Origin of the sequence: Exiguobacterium sp. s83, assembly GCF_018617095.1 — a bacterium.
In the GTDB taxonomy this organism is placed as follows: Bacteria; Bacillota; Bacilli; order Exiguobacteriales; family Exiguobacteriaceae; genus Exiguobacterium; species Exiguobacterium profundum.
In genome coordinates, this window is the sequence record NZ_JACSJP010000001.1 from 62,321 (window position 1) to 79,354 (window position 17,034).

Genomic DNA, 17,034 nt, shown 5'->3' on the forward strand with positions numbered 1-17,034 from the left:
ACGGTAAAGGAGTGAATGAGGATGACCGAGACAAATACAAATCGAGCACGGGAGATGATGCAATCATTTTGGCGTGTGCAACGTGTCCTGATTCGTCTCATGCATCAGACGGCGCAACAAAACGATCTTACATTGCCTCAACTTCACGGTCTGATGATGTTGAATGAACAGGGTGCGATTACGCAAAAAGAATTGGTTCAGCGAACGAGAATGCCAAAGAGCACGTTAAGTCAATCGTTAGATGGTCTCGTGGAGAAGGGTTTGATTCGTCGAGATATCAACCCGGATAATCGGCGAGAGGTTGTGTTGACGATTGACCAATCGGGCAAACGTTTGATTGAAGAGATTGAGCAACAAGAAGAAGGAACGGAATATCAATTGAATCAAATTTTGTCTCGTCTCGATGAGGATACGTATCAACATATGCTTACAGCCCATCAACATATTGCAGATGGATTGAATGAAGGGTTCACAGATTGTGAAGGAGTGTGTCGACATGATTAAGTTATTGAAACGTCTCGTTACTTATAAATGGGCTGTTCTGATGGTTTTATTGTTTGTGTTCGCGCAGTCGTTAGCAGATTTATTTTTACCGACGTTGATGGCGGACATTATCGATAATGGAGTCGTGACGGGTGATACCGGCTACATTTGGCGAATGGGCGGAATCATGCTAGGTGTCACGGGACTTGGAGCCCTTGCTGCCGTTGTGGCCAGCTTTTATTCTTCAAAGGCGGCGATGGGATTTGGTCGTGATTTGCGAAGACGCGTGTTCAATCATGTGGAACGTTTCTCACTTGAAGAGTTCGATCGTGTCGGGACGGCTTCACTCATCACCCGGACGACAAACGACATCACGCAAGTCCAGCAAGTCATCATCATGATGCTACGGATGGTCGTGAGTGCGCCAATCATGTTTGTCGGCGGATTGATCATGGCGACCTCGAAGGATGCAAAGTTGTCTCTTGTCATTGTTGCTGCCATGCCGGTACTCGTCCTCTCGATTTTCCTCATTTTTTGGAAGGCGATGCCGTTGTTTAAAAAGGTACAGAAGCGATTGGATCGACTCAATCTTGTTCTCCGAGAAAATTTGACGGGCATCCGTGTCATTCGGGCATTTAACCGTGAAAAAGAAGAACAGGTTCGATTGACAGAGGCGAATGAACGGTTGACGGACGTCTCAATCAAAGTGAACCAAATCATGGCGTTCCTCATGCCGGTCATGATGCTCGTGATGAACTTGACGGTTGTCGGCGTCATTTGGTTCGGAGGGATTCGGATTGATAACGGTGCGATGCAAATCGGAGATTTGATGGCGTTCATTCAATACGTCATGCAAATCATGTTCGCGCTCGTCATGGCATCAGTCATGTTCATCATGGTTCCTCGGGCTTCTGTGTCTGCCAACCGGATCAACGAAGTGCTCGAGATGAAACCTTCACTGATTGATGACGGGACAAAGACTGCGGACATTGAGCAAGGGACACTCGTATTTGATCACGTGACCTTCTATTATCCGGGTGCTGAAGAACCAGCGCTATCCGATGTGAGTTTTTCAGCGAATCCAGGTGAGGTCACAGCGGTGATTGGGGGTACGGGGTCAGGTAAATCGACACTCGTCAATCTGATTCCAAGATTTTACGATGTGACGTCGGGGACAATTCGCGTGAATGGTGTTGATGTCCAAGCGGTTCCACAAGAGGCACTTCGTTCGAAGATCGGGTTCGTTCCACAAAAGGCGTTGCTGTTCACAGGTACGATTGCTGAGAACATTCGATATGGGAAGACCGATGCAACAGTGGAAGAAGTCGTTCATGCCGCATCCATCGCGCAGGCAAGTGACTTTATCGAGAAGATGCCAGACCGATATGAGGCTGTGATCGAACAAGGTGGGTCAAACGTGTCGGGTGGTCAAAAACAGCGTCTGTCGATTGCGCGAGCTCTCGTTCGGAAACCGGATTTATATGTATTCGACGACAGTTTCTCGGCACTTGATTTTAAAACGGATGCCGCCCTTCGCAAAGCGTTAAAAGAAGAAACGAAAGATGCCACGGTACTGATTGTTGCACAACGTGTCAGCACGATCATGGACGCCGACCGAATCATCGTTCTAGAAGAAGGAGCCGTTGCCGGAGTCGGGACACATGAGGAATTATTTGCGACGAATGCGGTCTATCAAGAAATCGTGAAATCGCAATTGTCTGAGGAGGAAATCGCATGAGTGAGAAACAAGCAAATACGCGACAAACTCATGGGGGACACGGCGGTCCAGGAGGTCCGGGCGGTGGAAATATGATGATGATGGGCGAAAAGCCAAAAGCATTCAAAGTCACGTTCCGTCGTTTGCTTGCCTATTTGAAACCACGGCGAAACACGTTGATTGCTGTGTTCGTCGCGGCGATTTTAAGTACGATCTTTATGATTGCCGGTCCGAAAATCATGGGAATCGCCATCACCGAACTGTTTGAAGGGGCATATGCGAAGTTTACAGGTGTGCCAGGGGCAGAAATTGATTTCACGAGAATCGGACAAATTTTGTCGCTCCTCGCTGGCCTTTACGTCATCAGTAGTCTATTCAACTACGTGCAACAATATTTGATGTCCGGTGTTGCCCAAAAAACGGTATATGATTTGCGAGAAGACGTGAACAAAAAGTTAGAACGACTTCCGCTCAAATATTATGACGGACGCTCGAACGGGGAGACATTGAGCCGGGTGACGAACGACATCGACTTGATTGGGAGTACGCTTCAACAGAGTGTCACGTCTTTCATTACTTCCATCGTCACCATCATTGGGATTTTGATTATGATGCTGTCGATCAGTCCTCTGTTGACGGTCATCTCTCTTGTGTCCCTTCCGCTCACGATTTTTGCGATTCGTCCGATTTTGAAACGGTCGCAACAATATTTTTCCGATCAACAGCGTCACCTTGGACGACTGAACGGCCATGTGGAAGAAATGTATACAGGGCACGCGGTCGTCAAAGCGTTTGGTCGGGAAGAGACAGCTGTGCGTGAGTTTGACGATGTGAATGAGGAGCTTTACGATGCAGGACGGAAAGCGCAATTCATTTCCGGAATCATCATGCCGATGACGATGTTCATCGGGAACATCAGCTATGTATTGATTAGTGTCGTCGGCGGTATTTTGGTCACGCAGCGCAGCATCTCCATCGGGGACATTCAAGCGTTTATCACATATACACGTCAGTTCACCCAACCAATCACCCAGACAGCGAATATCGCGAACATCGTCCAGTCGACGGTTGCCGCGGCGGAACGTGTATTTGAACTGTTGGATGAAGAAGAAGAAGTGAAAGATGTGACGACCTATCAATTAGAACGTGCCGAAGGAAATGTCACGTTCCGTCATGTCGATTTCGGATACGGTGACGACCTACTCATTCAAGATATGAATCTCGATGTGTTGACGGGCCAAACGGTGGCCATCGTCGGTCCGACAGGCGCCGGCAAAACGACATTGATTAATCTACTCATGCGTTTTTATGAGTTGAACGGTGGAGAGATATTCATCGATGGGAAAGACTCGCGTAAAATGTCGAGACAAGATTTGCGACATACGTTTGGAATGGTCTTACAGGACACGTGGCTATTCAACGGGACGATTCGTGATAACATCGCCTATGGGAAAACGGGAGCGACTGAGATGGAAATCGTCAACGCGGCGAAAACGGCGCATGCGGATGCATTCATTCGAACATTGCCAGACGGATACGACACCGTGTTGAATGAAGAGGCCAATAACATTTCACAAGGTCAAAAACAGTTGCTGACGATTGCGCGAGCAGTATTGGCGAACCCACCGATTATGATTTTAGACGAAGCAACGTCGAGTGTGGATACGCGTACTGAGATTTTGATTCAACAGGCGATGAAACGGCTTATGAATGGGCGGACGAGTTTCGTCATCGCTCACCGTTTATCGACCATCAAAGATGCGGATTTGATTTTGGTTATGGACCAAGGTCGGGTCATTGAGCAAGGAACACATGAATCGCTTCTTGAAGCTGGTGGTTTTTATGAAGAACTTTACAATAGTCAGTTCGCTGAAAAAGAAGTCGTATAACTGGAATACAGGTTTTGGGGCAATGTGAATAGGCAAAAGACGTACGAGATGAGTTTCGTACGTCTTTTTATTTTGTGTAACAATTACAAATCCGTTAAAATAAAAAAATGGGATAAAAAATGGAGGAACAATTATGGTTAAAATCTTACTTGCGGAAGACGAAGAAGTGCTACGCATGCTTGTTATGGATACATTAGAAGATGAAGGATATGACATCGACGAGGCACAAGATGGAATTGAGGCCTATCGATTGATTGAAGAAAATGAATATGATTTGGTCATTGTGGATCATATGATGCCCGGTATGACAGGGCTTGAAGTGATTGAAAAAGTACGGAAGTTACCAGGGCGACAAGAGACGAAAGTGATGATGTTGACGGCGAAAAGCCAACAATCTGACCGTGATTGCGCGAACGAGATTGGTGTCGACTACTTCATTTCTAAACCGTTCAGCCCACTTGAACTCGTCAAAATCATAGGAGGCATCGTGAAGTGAAAAGGTGGTTTAAACAAAAACTCGGACGCGACATCATGGTCGCCCTTTATTCCTTCCTCGTCATTGCATTGGTCGGATCGGCATTGACTTATGTCTATATCGAGAACCGTTTGGAGGCGAACGAGGCGAGATTGCGTCAGGTCGATGAACGCGTTAACCGTTTGACTACGCTTTGGGATGAGTGGCAGGCTGACCAATATGATACACGAGGATATCTCTTGTTCGGCGACACAGCATCGCTCGAACGTTCACGTGCGAATGAGGCGAAGTTCCAACAAGAAATCAATTGGTTCAAAACACAAGTTCAGACGCGCCAAGGAGAATTGTTCGCAGAAGATCTTCAGCAGTTCCACGACTTTTACTATGATGTGATCATTCCGGTGACGTATGAATATGCCCAAGCGCAACAAGATGGGGAAGTCACAGAGACGTTTATCGATGCTCAAACGATTGCCGAGTTGCCGACGGCTCAGCGCTTGATTGATCAAGGACTCGTCCAATTTAATCCGCAACGTGGAATCGACATCCTCGGACCGATTGATGAGGTAGAGTCTGCGCTCGGAGAATATCGTGAGTTGATGGCATCTGAAAAAGAGGCCGTCTACGTTGAATGGCGACAGAACAACAATATGCTTCAATTCTTGTGGATCATGAGCATCGCCTCGTTCGCCGTATTGATCTTATTGTTTGTCCAGCCGTTCCTACGCCGTCAAACACGTTTGATTTCACGACTTTCCATCGCATCGAACCGCTTGTTAAAAGGGGAAATCGTTGATTTGAGCGATCAGATGAAACGAGAAGATGAGATTGGGACGATGTCTCGATCGTTCCATAAGATGGCTGAGACACTTCGTGACAATGAACGACATTTGATTGAAAAAAACCATGAGTTGCAAGCACAACAAGAAGAGTTGATTGCCCAACAAGAAGAATTGCAGGCACAGCAACAAGAACTAGAAGAAATTTTAGAACAGACGCAACAAAACGAGCAACACCTCGCGTATCGGAATGAATTGACGGAGACGTTAGCGTCACGCGATTCGCTTACGGCCTATCCGGAAATCATCGAGAAACTGGTCACGATTACAGATTCAGAGGTCGGTGCACTCGTTTTCGTGGATGAAGCGGGTACGTATCGCGTGACGAGCCACGGCTTGAACGATACGTTGTCTCGTCAGTTGCTCGATAGCGAAAATTCCGTATTGACGCGCGCGATGACATTGAAGACGACGGTACACTCGTCGAAACAAGTCGCGAGCGACCATCCGCTCCCGTATCCGTACTATATGTTTGAGACGGCGGTACCGGTCCATGACCCGACAGATGATTCAATCATCGCGTTCATCTATCTGGTCCGATACAAAGATCGTTTCACCCAAACCCAGATGGGCGACATCATGTCATTCGCTCGTCAGCTCTCGCTTTCTCTCTTACGGATGCGTCTATTTGAAGAGATGAAACGGGAGAAAGGAAAGACGGAGCGAATTCTCGATTCGATTCGAGAAGCGGTCGTCTACATCGACCACTCGACGAATGACGTGTTCGTCAACCGTCCACTCTATGAGATGTTCCCTGAGTTAAGTGACGTCAGTTCACAAGACCTTGAAGAAGAAACGTGGGAAGAATGGCGGAATCGTCTTGTTGAAACGGTCGATCAGGCGGAGGACTTTACGAAGTATACGAATCGCCTGTTCACCGAAGATTTCCCACATGACAGTGTCAGCTTCTCGATTCGTAAGGGCGAAATGAACTTGCAGATGTATGCGGAACGCATCATTGTAGGTGGACTTTCAAAAGGTACGCTTCTCGTCTTCCGTGATATCACGAGTGAAACAGAGGCGGAGCGATTGAAGAGTGAGTTTATCTCAACGATTTCGCATGAACTGCGTACGCCGCTCTCGTCCATCTATGGATTCACTGAACTGATGGTCAAGAAACAGTTGCCGAATGAAAAACAGGCTAAATACTTGGAGACCATTCACTCCGAGACGGAGCGTCTGACACATCTTGTCAACGACTTCCTCGATGTGCAGCGAATGGAGTCCGGTAGCCAAATGTACGACCGGGAACAGCTTGATATCGAGCCGGTCGTCCGAGACATGTTGACGTTCTATGAGGCATCGTCATTGAAACATGAATTCGAATTGATTGCGGATGATGCACGTCCATATGAATTATTCGTCGATTGCCAGAAGTTCAAACAGTTGATGAGTAATCTATTGTCGAACGCTGTGAAGTATTCTCCACGAGGTGGAAAAATCACGGTGGAACTTGCGCATCACGAGCAAATCGTGTCCATTAAAGTGAAGGACGAGGGAATCGGGATTCCAAGCGACGCGCTCGATCGCTTATTCGATAAGTTTTATCGTGTCGACAACTCCGACAGTCGTGAAATCGGCGGTACGGGGCTCGGATTACCGATTTGTCAAGAAATCGTCCGTGGTCACAACGGTCAGATCCATGTGGAATCGATTCAGCATGAGGGCTCGACGTTCATCGTTGAAATTCCAAGCTATGAGTATGCTGTCCAAGAGGCAGAGACGACTCCTGTATAATATATGGGCCATCCCTTGAGGATGGCTCGTTTTTTAGAATCGTTCGCTTGACCAATCGGGAGAGAGTTCGTGTACAATGAAGACTGTACAACATCATAAAGGGGGGCATTTGAATGCCACTGATTGCATTCTTGCACACGCACGTTACGAGCTGGATTTTGTTACTTATTTTGTTTGCCGTGGCCTATATCGGTTATAAGAACGGCAACAAGAGTGGAAAGATCGCACATATGGCGTTTCGACTCATGTTACTCATCGCATTCGGAACAGGACTTTATCTCTACCTTCAGTTGAATGGTGGCGGGACATTCTATCACGTGAAAATCACGGTCGGTTTATTAACTTTGATCTTCGGTGAGATGACGCTCGTCAAAGTCAAAAAGAAAAAACCGTCAAACGGACTATTTGGCGGGTTTATCGTCTTGGCGCTCATTACGATTTTCATCGGCTATGCATTGCCTTATGGACAATCTTTCTTCAACAGCTTTATTCAATAAGACGTTCCCACTTCGCACACCGAAGTGGGATTTTTTTGTTTGTACACAAATTATTAGGGGAAAATAAAAAATCAGTAATTACGACGATGAGGTGAAACGATGGATCAACAGATGATGGAATGGACACGAGTTTTACACGCGCGGAAATGGATGAAACAAACTGAATCATTTTTACCCTTATGGCACGGCTATATCGGCTACAAGTTCGGACTATTCGATGCGCTTCAAGGTGGCGCGAGCATGGCGGAGATGAATTTACGTCTAAAACGCCCATTGACACAACTTGCACTAGAGCGTTGGTTAGAAGTCGGGGTCGCCGTCCGTCATTTGAAGAAGAGAGGTTGGCGCTACTATCCGACGCGTGGATTGAAATATCAATTATCCGGTAACGATGAACGGAGTATTGGGTTCATGCTTCAAGAGATGATGGAGCTTCATATCCCAGCGTTAATCGCTTATCCGGAGTTTTTAGAGTCTGGGAAGCAAAAGACGTTTGATGGGGCTGAACACGGTCAAGTCGTCGCGAAGACGTCGACACTCGTCGAAACGGTCGCATTTCCGATCGTTCAACAATTGTTACGACAGGCAAATGTCGAATCGATGCTCGATATTGGATGTGGGCACGGCGGCTACTTACGTAAACTACAAGCGCTCGAACCGAGTTGGGAACTGACGGGCATCGATTTAGAGGAAGAGGTAATTGAAGAGGCACGATCACGAGACGAGAGTGATGACATTCATTTTGAGGTCGCCGACTTCATGAACTGGGAAACAGACGAGCAATTTGATGCGGTGATGATGAACAATATGCTGTATTATTTCTCGCCGGAAGAGCGGGTCAAGTTGCTTGAGAGACTACGGGAACGATTAGAAGAGAAGGGGGTCGCCGTTCTTGTGACGCCGCTCGCCGAAACAGCGCTCGGTGGACGATTCGCTTCCGCGTTCAATGCATTCATGACACTCCACGATAATTTGTACCCGCTTCCGACCATTCCACAATTGCGCCGGCAGATGCAAGAAGTCGGTTTTGAACAAATCCGCTTCATCCCATTCATTCCGGAAGGTTCTTGGTATATCGTCATCGCCGAGCGAGGAAAGACAAACCTGCTCAATCAACCGATTCAAAATTGAACTTGTCTCCCGTCATTCCTATAATGATAGAGAAGCATAAGAGACTATTCACATAGGGAGTTGTTGAGTGTGTCGAAACAAAGAGTTGCCGTTATTGGGGCAGGACCCGGTGGATTGGCTGCTGCGATGCTACTGGCGCATCGCGGGGTAGACGTCACCGTATTTGAGAAACAACCGTTTGTAGGCGGCAGAACGTCACGCTTAGAAGTAGGCGAATTTGCGTTCGACCGAGGACCTACGTTTTTGAATATGCCTTATATTTTAGAAGAAATTTTTGAAGAGACGGGACGTAATCTGCATGATTATGTCGAGATGAAACAATTGGAGCCGATGTATGATTTGTACTTTGACCGTGGGACGCGTCAACTCTCGATGACAACAGATCGTGATCAGATGTATCGTGCCATCGAAGAACAATTTCCTGGGAATGGGGAAGGCTACGAGCGGTTCATGAGTGAACAGGCGATCAAACTGTCTAAATTGATGCCTGTGCTTCAGACCGCACATGACAAGCTCACTGACTATGTCTCGTTGCGCGTACTTAAGGCGCTACCGTTTCTCTCAATCGGTAAATCGCTTTATGACGTCTTGTCCGAGTACTTCACGAGCGAAGAACTGAAGTATGCGTTCACGTTCCAGGCCAAATATTTAGGGATGTCCGCTTGGGAATGTCCGGGTGGATTCTCCATCTTGTCTTACATGGAACACGCCTACGGAGTGCATCACCCGATTGGCGGAGTGAACCAGCTGTGTCATGCGATGGCGAAAGTGATTGAAGAAGAGGGAGGCGTCATTCGTTTAGGCGAACCGGTAGAGCGTCTTCTCATGGATGGTCGGAACGTGACGGGTCTCGTGTCCGGGAGTGTCCATTATGCGTTTGATGAAGTCGTGATTGGTGCTGACTTCGCACATGCGATGACGTCGCTCGTTCCAGACGGTAAACTAACGAAGTGGAGTCCGACTCAACTCAAGAAGAAGCGTTACTCGTGCTCGACATTCATGCTTTATCTCGGGCTCGATCACATCTACGAAGATGTGGCGCATCACTCGATTCACTTCGCGGACGATTATGAATTGAATGTCAAAGAGATGACACAAGAATTGAAATTGAGCGAGGACTTCTCGTTTTATGTACAGAATGCCTCACGCATCGACCCGACACTTGCGCCTCCTGGCAAGTCATCGCTTTACGTTCTCGTACCGGTGCCGAACAATTTATCTGGCCTCCCGTGGGAGACGTTACAAGCGACCATGACAGAGCGCGTTCTCGACGCGCTTGAGACACGTTCCCCTTACCGAAACATCCGTCAACACATCGAGGTGATGGAGGCGTTGACGCCTGAGGACTGGGAAGCGTTTGGTGTATATGAAGGTGCAACGTTCAATCTAGGGCACAACTTATCGCAGATGATGTATTTCCGCCCGCATAACCAATTCGAAGAGCTCGACAACGTCTGGCTCGTCGGCGGTGGGACCCACCCAGGAAGTGGGCTGCCGACCATCTTTGAATCAGCGCGGATCACGACGAACCTTTTGCGTGACCGTGCAGGTGTCGGCCGATGAATATTAGCTTTGTCGGAGCAGGGGTCGGTACACTATATGCCGCCCTCTTATTGACGAAACGCAATCCGTCACTTCAAATCACGATTTATGAGAAAGAGGACCGGGTCGGTGGACGCTTGAACTACGTGGAATTCGATAATGGGGCGAAAGTCGATGAAGGTCCAACCATCGTCTTATTGCCGAGTAAACTGAAACAACAACTGATTGAGGCGGGTCTTCCTGAACATGAAGTGGAGTTGATTGAAGTCGATCCACTTTACCGCTTACGTTATCAAGACGGGACATCATTCTATAAATATCGGGAAATCGAGAGACAGGCGGAAGAAATCGAACGAACTTTCGGCGAAGGAGATGCCTTCCGTCAGTACATGTCCCAAAAGAAAGAAGAGTATCGGATTGGCTTCGATACGTTTTTAGATCGTAGTTATGCCTCAAAAGCGGAGTTGTTCGAGCCTAAACTGCTTCTCCTTCTCATGCGGTTAAAAGCATATGAGACGGCTCATGCGAATATGAAACGCTTCTTTGAAGACGAACGTTTACGTGTCGCATATAGTTTACAAACGCTCTATATCGGCGGAAATCCTTATGCCACTCCTTCGTTATATGGACTCATTCCTTATCGTGAACAAGAAGAAGGAGTCTGGTATGTAAAAGGAGGATATTTTTCGCTAGCCACGAAAATGGAACAAGAGTTGAAGCGTCGAGGTGTTCATTTCGAGATGAATGCTACCGTCAATCGTGTCCATGTCACGGACGGGGTGGCCAATGGAGTCACGGTAAATGACGAATATGTACCGTATGATGCAGTCGTCGTGAACGGTGATTTTCCACTCATGGAGCGCCTGATTGATGGTGTGACGCCAAAGACGTATGAACCGTCAAGCGGTACGTTACTTCTTTATTTCGCCGTCAACGGCGAACTCGACTTACCGATTCACCAATTCGATTTACCGAATGATTTTGAAGGATCGATGCGTACGATCTTTGAGGATGGTAAACTAAGTGAGTATCCAGCGATGTACACCTTTAATCCATCGCGAATGGATGTAACCCTCGCGCCAGAAGGAACGAGTGTATTATATGTTCTTGTCCCGGTTCCTCGAAAATTGGAACGAGAAGACTTTGAGGCACAAGGGACAATCGAACACCTATTAGGAAGAATCGAGGCATTCATGCCTGATTTCCGTGAACGCGTCATCGAGATGAAAGTCCGGACACCGATGGATGCTGAGCGATTCGGATTGTTCGAAGGAGGAAGTTTTGGGGTTGCACCAAAGTTATCTCAGTCAGCCGCCTTCAAACCACAAGCGAGACCCTTCCCGAAAATCGAACGCCTCTATGCGGTGGGCGCATCCGTCCATCCATGCGGTGGCGTCCCCATCGTTATGATTGGGTCGCAATTACTTGTGAAAAAAATGGAAGAAGAAATGGGGGCAATGCATCGTGACGACACAAGAAGCGTATCGTCAATGTGAGGAAATCATGAAGAAGGGCTCGTTAACCTTTTACCGGGCCTTCTCTTTGCTCTCAAAACCAGACCGTCAAGCGGTCATGGCAGTATATACGTTCTGTCGCACCCTCGATGATGCGGTCGATGAATCAGACCGTCCAGAAGAGAGTTTGGCAGCATTTTTGCATGACTTCGACCGCTTTTTAGCTGGTTACGACCAAGATGAAGCACTATGGGTTGCCCTTCGTGATGTATGGAAACGCTATGACATGGACGTCGAACCATTCTTTGAGTTGGCGGAAGGGATGAAATGGGACTTACATAAGTCACGGTATGAGACGCTAGAAGAGACCGAGCAGTATAGCTATTATGCAGCGAGTACGGTCGGCTTGATGTTGCTCCCGATCCTTGTCCCAAATCAGGACGAAGCGACGACACGTCAGCTAAGACAAGGCGCCATCGACCTTGGCATTGCGATGCAGCTGACCAATATTTTACGAGATGTCGGTGAAGATTTGAATCGAGACCGCATCTATTTACCACGTACGATGATGCGTCAGTACGGTGTGAGTGAAGCGATGTTACAACAACGAGAAGTGACCCCTGTCTTTATCGATCTATGGGAGGCCTTGGCGAATCGAGCAGAGTTCTTGTATGCACGGGCACGGGAAACCCATCATCTGTACCCACTTGCGAGTCGAAAGCCGGTACAAGCAGCAGCTCTTCTCTATGAAGGGATCCTTGATGCGGCCCGTGCGAATCGACATGACGTCTTCACGAAGCGAGCATACGTATCGACCTTACAAAAAGGAAAGTTGTTGGCAAAACTATAAGCAATTTGATTCCCTGTAGACGCTCGATGGCGTCTACAGTTTTTTGCGTACAAAAAAACCACTTTTGGCGGGGGACCAAAAGTGGCGTAAGCGTTATGTGATTCATTCATCGGGGAAATGAATGAATCGGTTTGTGATGAAGCCCTAAAGATGTGCCGGGATTCATGGGGAATGAATCAGTTGGGACATCTTCGTCGAAACAGGATGCTTGATGGACTAAAGGGGAACATCATACGCAAGCTGTCTCGACTACGGGATACGAGTGGGGAAACTCGCTCATCACTTTTTCTCGGGTGTGACAAGTTCAAAACGCGATGAGGCTCGGGGAAGCCATTCGATCGCTACAGGTGTAACAAACGTTACAGAACTGCTTGAACTCGAATATGATATTATCACGTCTTTCAATTGTCGACAAGTGTCGAAACTCGCGTTCACAAAATGTTCATATTGTCAGAGGTATGTCCTCTAACATCGAGCGTGCAGCGAATTGTCCTGAAAGCGTCACCATCGGACTGCCACCGCCAGGATGAGTCGAACCACCAGCAAACCAGATGTTCGATACGTCTGTCGACCGCGGTGCAGGACGGAAAAACGCTCCTTTTTTCGAGTTGGCCGATGTGCCATAAAGTGCCCCATAGTACGCATAAAAATCACGGGTCAAATCTTGTGGGGTCACCCGATTATGGTAGAGCACCTCTTCTTCTTCCCAATCCACACCGAACATACGTAAGCGTCTGCGAATCAAATGCTCATACGTATCTGCATCAATTTCGGTCAGATGTGCCGGAGCATTGACGAGGATGAACAGGTTGTCTCCTGCCTCGCCCATCGACGGATCGGTGGCGGAAGAATTCGAAATATAGATTGTCGGCTCGTCCGCATACCGCTCTTCTTGGAAGAGTGCTTTAAATTCCCTTTCATAGTCGTCTGAGAAATAGACGTTATGGTGTGCCAAATTCAATCGTTTGGACAATCCGACCATCATGACGAATGCGGAAATCGAAGGTTCGACGGTATCGCGTGTCGGGACTGGGAAAGATGGGCGGTCTTTCGCGTCAACGAGTCGCGGGTATTGCGTCAAGAGTTCACCGTTGAGAAGAACGGCATCACACGAGATGACTTCTTGGTCATCGACGACGACCTCATGTGCTTTTCCGTTCAACACATCAATTTTCGTCACTTCATGACCGAGTCGGAACGTCACTCCGAGTTCGCTCGCCCGTTTGGCGAACCCTTTTGCGATATTCCAGTTTCCACCTTTCGCAAAATAGACACCTTCATTCAATTCCAAATGTGCGATAAGGGCGAACGTACCTGGTGTCACGTATGGGCTGCTACCAATGTACGTCGCATAGCGGTCGAGCGCCTGAATAATGCGTGGGTCCTTGAAATACTTCTTGTGAAGGGCGTGCAAACTTTGAAGTGGATGCACTTTGACCATGTCCGCCCAAAGACCGGGATCCAACTTTGTGTCCATTTGTGTGAAGAAGCGCTTATTCGCAATGTCGAACAGCTTTTCCGCTTCATCTAGATAGGCACGCATCTGATTGTGTTTCAACTGGTCACCGGTCAAACGCCGTACTTCGACCTCAAGTTTTGCCCGATCGGCACTGAACGTGAAGGATGACCCGTCTGTGTAGTGGTTGACGGTATGTTGATCGAGCTTGATTAACTCAAAATAGTCATCCGGATTGGCCCCGCTATTTCGAATGACTGAACGAAATACATCCGGCATCGTGATCGTATTTGGACCAAAGTCGAACCGGTGACCGTCGGTTATAATGGGCATGAGTTTGCCACCGACATGTTGATTCTTTTCAATGACCGTGACGTCATAACCTCGTGCTGCGAGCGTGACGGCGGCGCTTAGTCCACCGAGACCAGCCCCAATCACTATGATTTGTTTCATACAATTGTCCCCCTTTAGACGTCTGCTTAGGAATAGTGACGACCTTTCCACGTGATGGGCAACCGTCTCCATTTACGAATGACGGCATTCCCGAGTAAGGTCAAGTAAGCGATTAAACTGAGTGGATGGTACCATGTACCGGACCCATTTGATTTCAGATCGACAGCGAGACGCGCGAGGAGCACGAAAATCGCTGCGCTAATCGTCTGCCAACTCGGTGAAAAGATCCAAGCGAGCATAGCCGTCAACTGGATGCCGTAATATGTCATGAAGTACAAGGCGAGTCCTACTGATTCATTCATTCCCTTGAATACGTTCTTTGAAAACCCGGTCCACACTTCTTCATTCGTTTCATACATGTCGCAGGAGATGAACGGGGAGACTTGAACGAGTGACGTGACTTTTTGATGACGTTTGAACGTTCGACATAAATCGATATCATCAATCAACGACGTTCGAATAGCAGCATGTCCGCCAACTTCCTCGTAGCTGTTCCGCTCGACGAGTACGTTCATGCCATTCGCCGCGGCAAATGCGGGGTGTTTCACTTTACGCCAAAACAAAGGCAGATGTTGGGCGATGAGCACGTGTTGCATCGGAATCAACAATTTCCCGAGAAATGTGGATGTCGGAAATTGAGGGAAACCTGATAAAAAGACGGCCTGCTCTCGAGCGAGCGTGGCATGCATGCGGGCGATAAAACTCGAATCGATCGTGACGTCCGCATCTAAAAAGAGAAGATACGGTTCAGTCGTGCGTGATGCTAGTTGATGACAAGCATGAACTTTTCCGGCCCAGTCATGGGGCAAAGGAACACCTTGGATGACGGTAAAACGGGTATCGTTACCGATTGCGCGATTCAATTTTTCATATGTATCATCCTCGGAGCGGTCCTCGTAGATATAAACATGAGTCCCATCCGGTATCGCCTGCTTTAAATTTGAAATCAGTCGATCGACGTGACGCGACTCATTGCGCATCGGGATGCAGACGGCTGTCGCCGGTGTGCGTCCTGGGTCGGCGAGCGGTCTCAAGAACGAAAGATTGATTAGGGTAAAGATAAACATCGAGAGGGTGAGCAGCCATAAGATCATGAACGTCCCCTCCCAAGTCGGAACATCGTTTCTGTCCATTCAGCAAGATTACGACGTGGTCGAAAGAGCGGCACATAGGCATCAGACCGAATGATGGCGTCTTGTCGCACGTCGTCATAGAGCGCTTCAAGTGCTTGCGCGATTTCCTGCTTCTGAGCTCGTCGTGTCGTCGACGTCACGACTACTGTTCGAAAGCGGACATATACAAGGGGTTCCGCATGGTTCTCAAACGAATAGTACATGGCGCATAATTGGACGGGGCGGTCGTTCAGTAACAACGTCGCGCCAGACTCGATTTCGACAGGTCGAAGTTCCTGTGGCATCTCTTGTCCTTGAGGGAACATCCAGACGGATTTCCCGGACGCGAGCAATTCATTCGCATAAGCCAGTGAGACCCGTACATCGGAGAGACTTCCTTTTTTCACCGAGAAGGCACCGAGGTGTCGAAAGAACGGGAAGCGACGTAGTCCATCCTCATCCATCAACACATGAATATCGTGTCGTAAAAAATGTTCATTGATCATATACATGATGAGACCGTCCCACCACGCGCTATGTGTACTTAAAAATAATCCGGGGGTCGGAACGTCGTCCGTTCGGATATAAATGTTATGGAAGGTGGGACGTATTTGACGTTCCCGCACGAACGTCGAGAACAGGTTATTGAACCATTTCTTTTTGTGTGACTCGATCATCGCGCCCCCTCCTTTCAAGTAGAATCACTCCGGATGTGAGGATGCTGAGGAGCCCGATGCCATAGAGACCTGCATTGACAGCCGTGACACCGAAGAGTGCGTGAAGCATGACGAACAAATAGACGCCGTGCCGGATGAACAAGGAATCAACAGCGCGTTCGTGACGCTGTAACAACCATGAGAAAATAAGGGATAACCCGAACCAACCGATAAAGTTTTGTGTCGGGATATCATAGTACAAGCCGTCATTCGCCCATTCCCAGTAGCCTTTCACGTTTGCCGCTACGGGATCGATTGCCATATCGAGCCATACAGCGAGAATCGGAACGAGCCATAAAATATTGTGGCGGAATGGGAAGAGACGGGCCACGGCAAAACTAGAGCCAATCACGGCAAGCCATGCCGCACCGATAGTGACAGGGACTCCAAACACTGTCGGACCGAACGCCTCAGCGTAGACGTATTCGCTGAACGGGAATCCCGTCTTCACGCCGAATGTCTCCACAGCGATTGAACCGAAGAAAATAAACGGAACAATCCAAGCTCCTTGTCGAATCCCTTGATAAAGAATCGTTCCACCAATCGCCCCGGCTAGCCATAAAAAGACGGGGTTTGCCCACTCGAGCCAAGGCGGAAGCAGGTCGAATCCAACTAAAATCAACCCAATGAAATACCAAACAATAAACCATTTCCAAATAAACGGATACACTTTCATTCCATCA

Annotated in this window: 14 protein-coding genes; 10 read left to right on the forward strand and 4 right to left on the reverse strand. The window is 48.1% G+C overall.

The annotated features are described in order from the left end of the window. Positions 1–21 precede the first annotated feature (21 nt). The 10 genes from KNO73_RS00360 to KNO73_RS00405 all read left to right on the forward strand — a co-directional run bounded on the left by KNO73_RS00360 (position 22) and on the right by KNO73_RS00405 (position 12,614). A complete protein-coding gene (locus tag KNO73_RS00360; RefSeq protein ID WP_078146436.1) occupies positions 22–504 on the forward strand; it encodes a MarR family winged helix-turn-helix transcriptional regulator in 483 nt (160 codons plus the stop codon). Next, entirely contained in the window at positions 497–2,221 is a 1,725-nt protein-coding gene (locus KNO73_RS00365) for an ABC transporter ATP-binding protein (RefSeq protein ID WP_215111897.1), read from the forward strand. The genes KNO73_RS00360 and KNO73_RS00365 overlap by 8 nt, the downstream gene beginning before the upstream one ends. Continuing rightward, positions 2,218–4,089 (forward strand): ABC transporter ATP-binding protein, encoded by a 1,872-nt coding sequence (locus KNO73_RS00370; RefSeq protein ID WP_285222487.1) that lies wholly within the window; start codon positions 2,218–2,220, stop codon positions 4,087–4,089. The genes KNO73_RS00365 and KNO73_RS00370 overlap by 4 nt, the downstream gene beginning before the upstream one ends. 133 nt (positions 4,090–4,222) lie before the next feature. Then, on the forward strand, positions 4,223–4,585 hold the full coding sequence (locus KNO73_RS00375) for a response regulator (protein ID WP_015880966.1): 363 nt from the start codon (positions 4,223–4,225) through the stop codon (positions 4,583–4,585). After that, positions 4,582–7,140, forward strand: a complete 2,559-nt coding sequence (locus KNO73_RS00380; protein WP_215111898.1) for a sensor histidine kinase — start codon at positions 4,582–4,584, stop codon at positions 7,138–7,140. The genes KNO73_RS00375 and KNO73_RS00380 overlap by 4 nt, the downstream gene beginning before the upstream one ends. Positions 7,141–7,253: 113 nt before the next feature. Continuing rightward, on the forward strand, positions 7,254–7,637 hold the full coding sequence (locus KNO73_RS00385) for a YisL family protein (protein WP_015880968.1): 384 nt from the start codon (positions 7,254–7,256) through the stop codon (positions 7,635–7,637). Between the two features lie 99 nt (positions 7,638–7,736). Further along, positions 7,737–8,768 carry a class I SAM-dependent methyltransferase gene (locus tag KNO73_RS00390; protein ID WP_214685835.1) on the forward strand — a complete coding sequence of 344 codons (1,032 nt, stop codon included), beginning with the start codon at positions 7,737–7,739 and terminating at the stop codon, positions 8,766–8,768. A 69-nt stretch (positions 8,769–8,837) separates the two neighbouring features. Beyond that, positions 8,838–10,331, forward strand: a complete 1,494-nt coding sequence (locus KNO73_RS00395) for a phytoene desaturase family protein (protein ID WP_215111899.1) — start codon at positions 8,838–8,840, stop codon at positions 10,329–10,331. Further along, positions 10,328–11,806: a phytoene desaturase family protein gene (locus tag KNO73_RS00400; RefSeq protein ID WP_215111900.1), complete on the forward strand. Its 1,479-nt coding sequence runs from the start codon at positions 10,328–10,330 to the stop codon at positions 11,804–11,806. The genes KNO73_RS00395 and KNO73_RS00400 overlap by 4 nt, the downstream gene beginning before the upstream one ends. Then, positions 11,775–12,614 carry a phytoene/squalene synthase family protein gene (locus KNO73_RS00405; RefSeq protein ID WP_214685847.1) on the forward strand — a complete coding sequence of 280 codons (840 nt, stop codon included), beginning with the start codon at positions 11,775–11,777 and terminating at the stop codon, positions 12,612–12,614. The genes KNO73_RS00400 and KNO73_RS00405 overlap by 32 nt, the downstream gene beginning before the upstream one ends. 442 nt (positions 12,615–13,056) lie before the next feature. Here the strand turns inward: KNO73_RS00405 and KNO73_RS00410 are convergent, their stop codons facing one another. Genes KNO73_RS00410 through KNO73_RS00425 form a run of 4 tightly spaced genes read right to left on the reverse strand, consistent with a single transcriptional unit; the run spans position 13,057 to position 17,027 of the window. Then, positions 13,057–14,523: a phytoene desaturase family protein gene (locus tag KNO73_RS00410; protein WP_214685849.1), complete on the reverse strand. Its 1,467-nt coding sequence runs from the start codon at positions 14,521–14,523 to the stop codon at positions 13,057–13,059. Positions 14,524–14,549: 26 nt separating this feature from the next. After that, positions 14,550–15,617, reverse strand: a complete 1,068-nt coding sequence (locus KNO73_RS00415; RefSeq protein ID WP_214685851.1) for a glycosyltransferase family 2 protein — start codon at positions 15,615–15,617, stop codon at positions 14,550–14,552. Beyond that, entirely contained in the window at positions 15,614–16,312 is a 699-nt protein-coding gene (locus KNO73_RS00420) for a lysophospholipid acyltransferase family protein (protein ID WP_214758425.1), read from the reverse strand. The genes KNO73_RS00415 and KNO73_RS00420 overlap by 4 nt, the downstream gene beginning before the upstream one ends. Then, on the reverse strand, positions 16,278–17,027 hold the full coding sequence (locus tag KNO73_RS00425) for a carotenoid biosynthesis protein (RefSeq protein WP_214758423.1): 750 nt from the start codon (positions 17,025–17,027) through the stop codon (positions 16,278–16,280). Before KNO73_RS00425 ends, KNO73_RS00420 begins: the two co-directional genes overlap by 35 nt. Positions 17,028–17,034 lie beyond the last annotated feature (7 nt).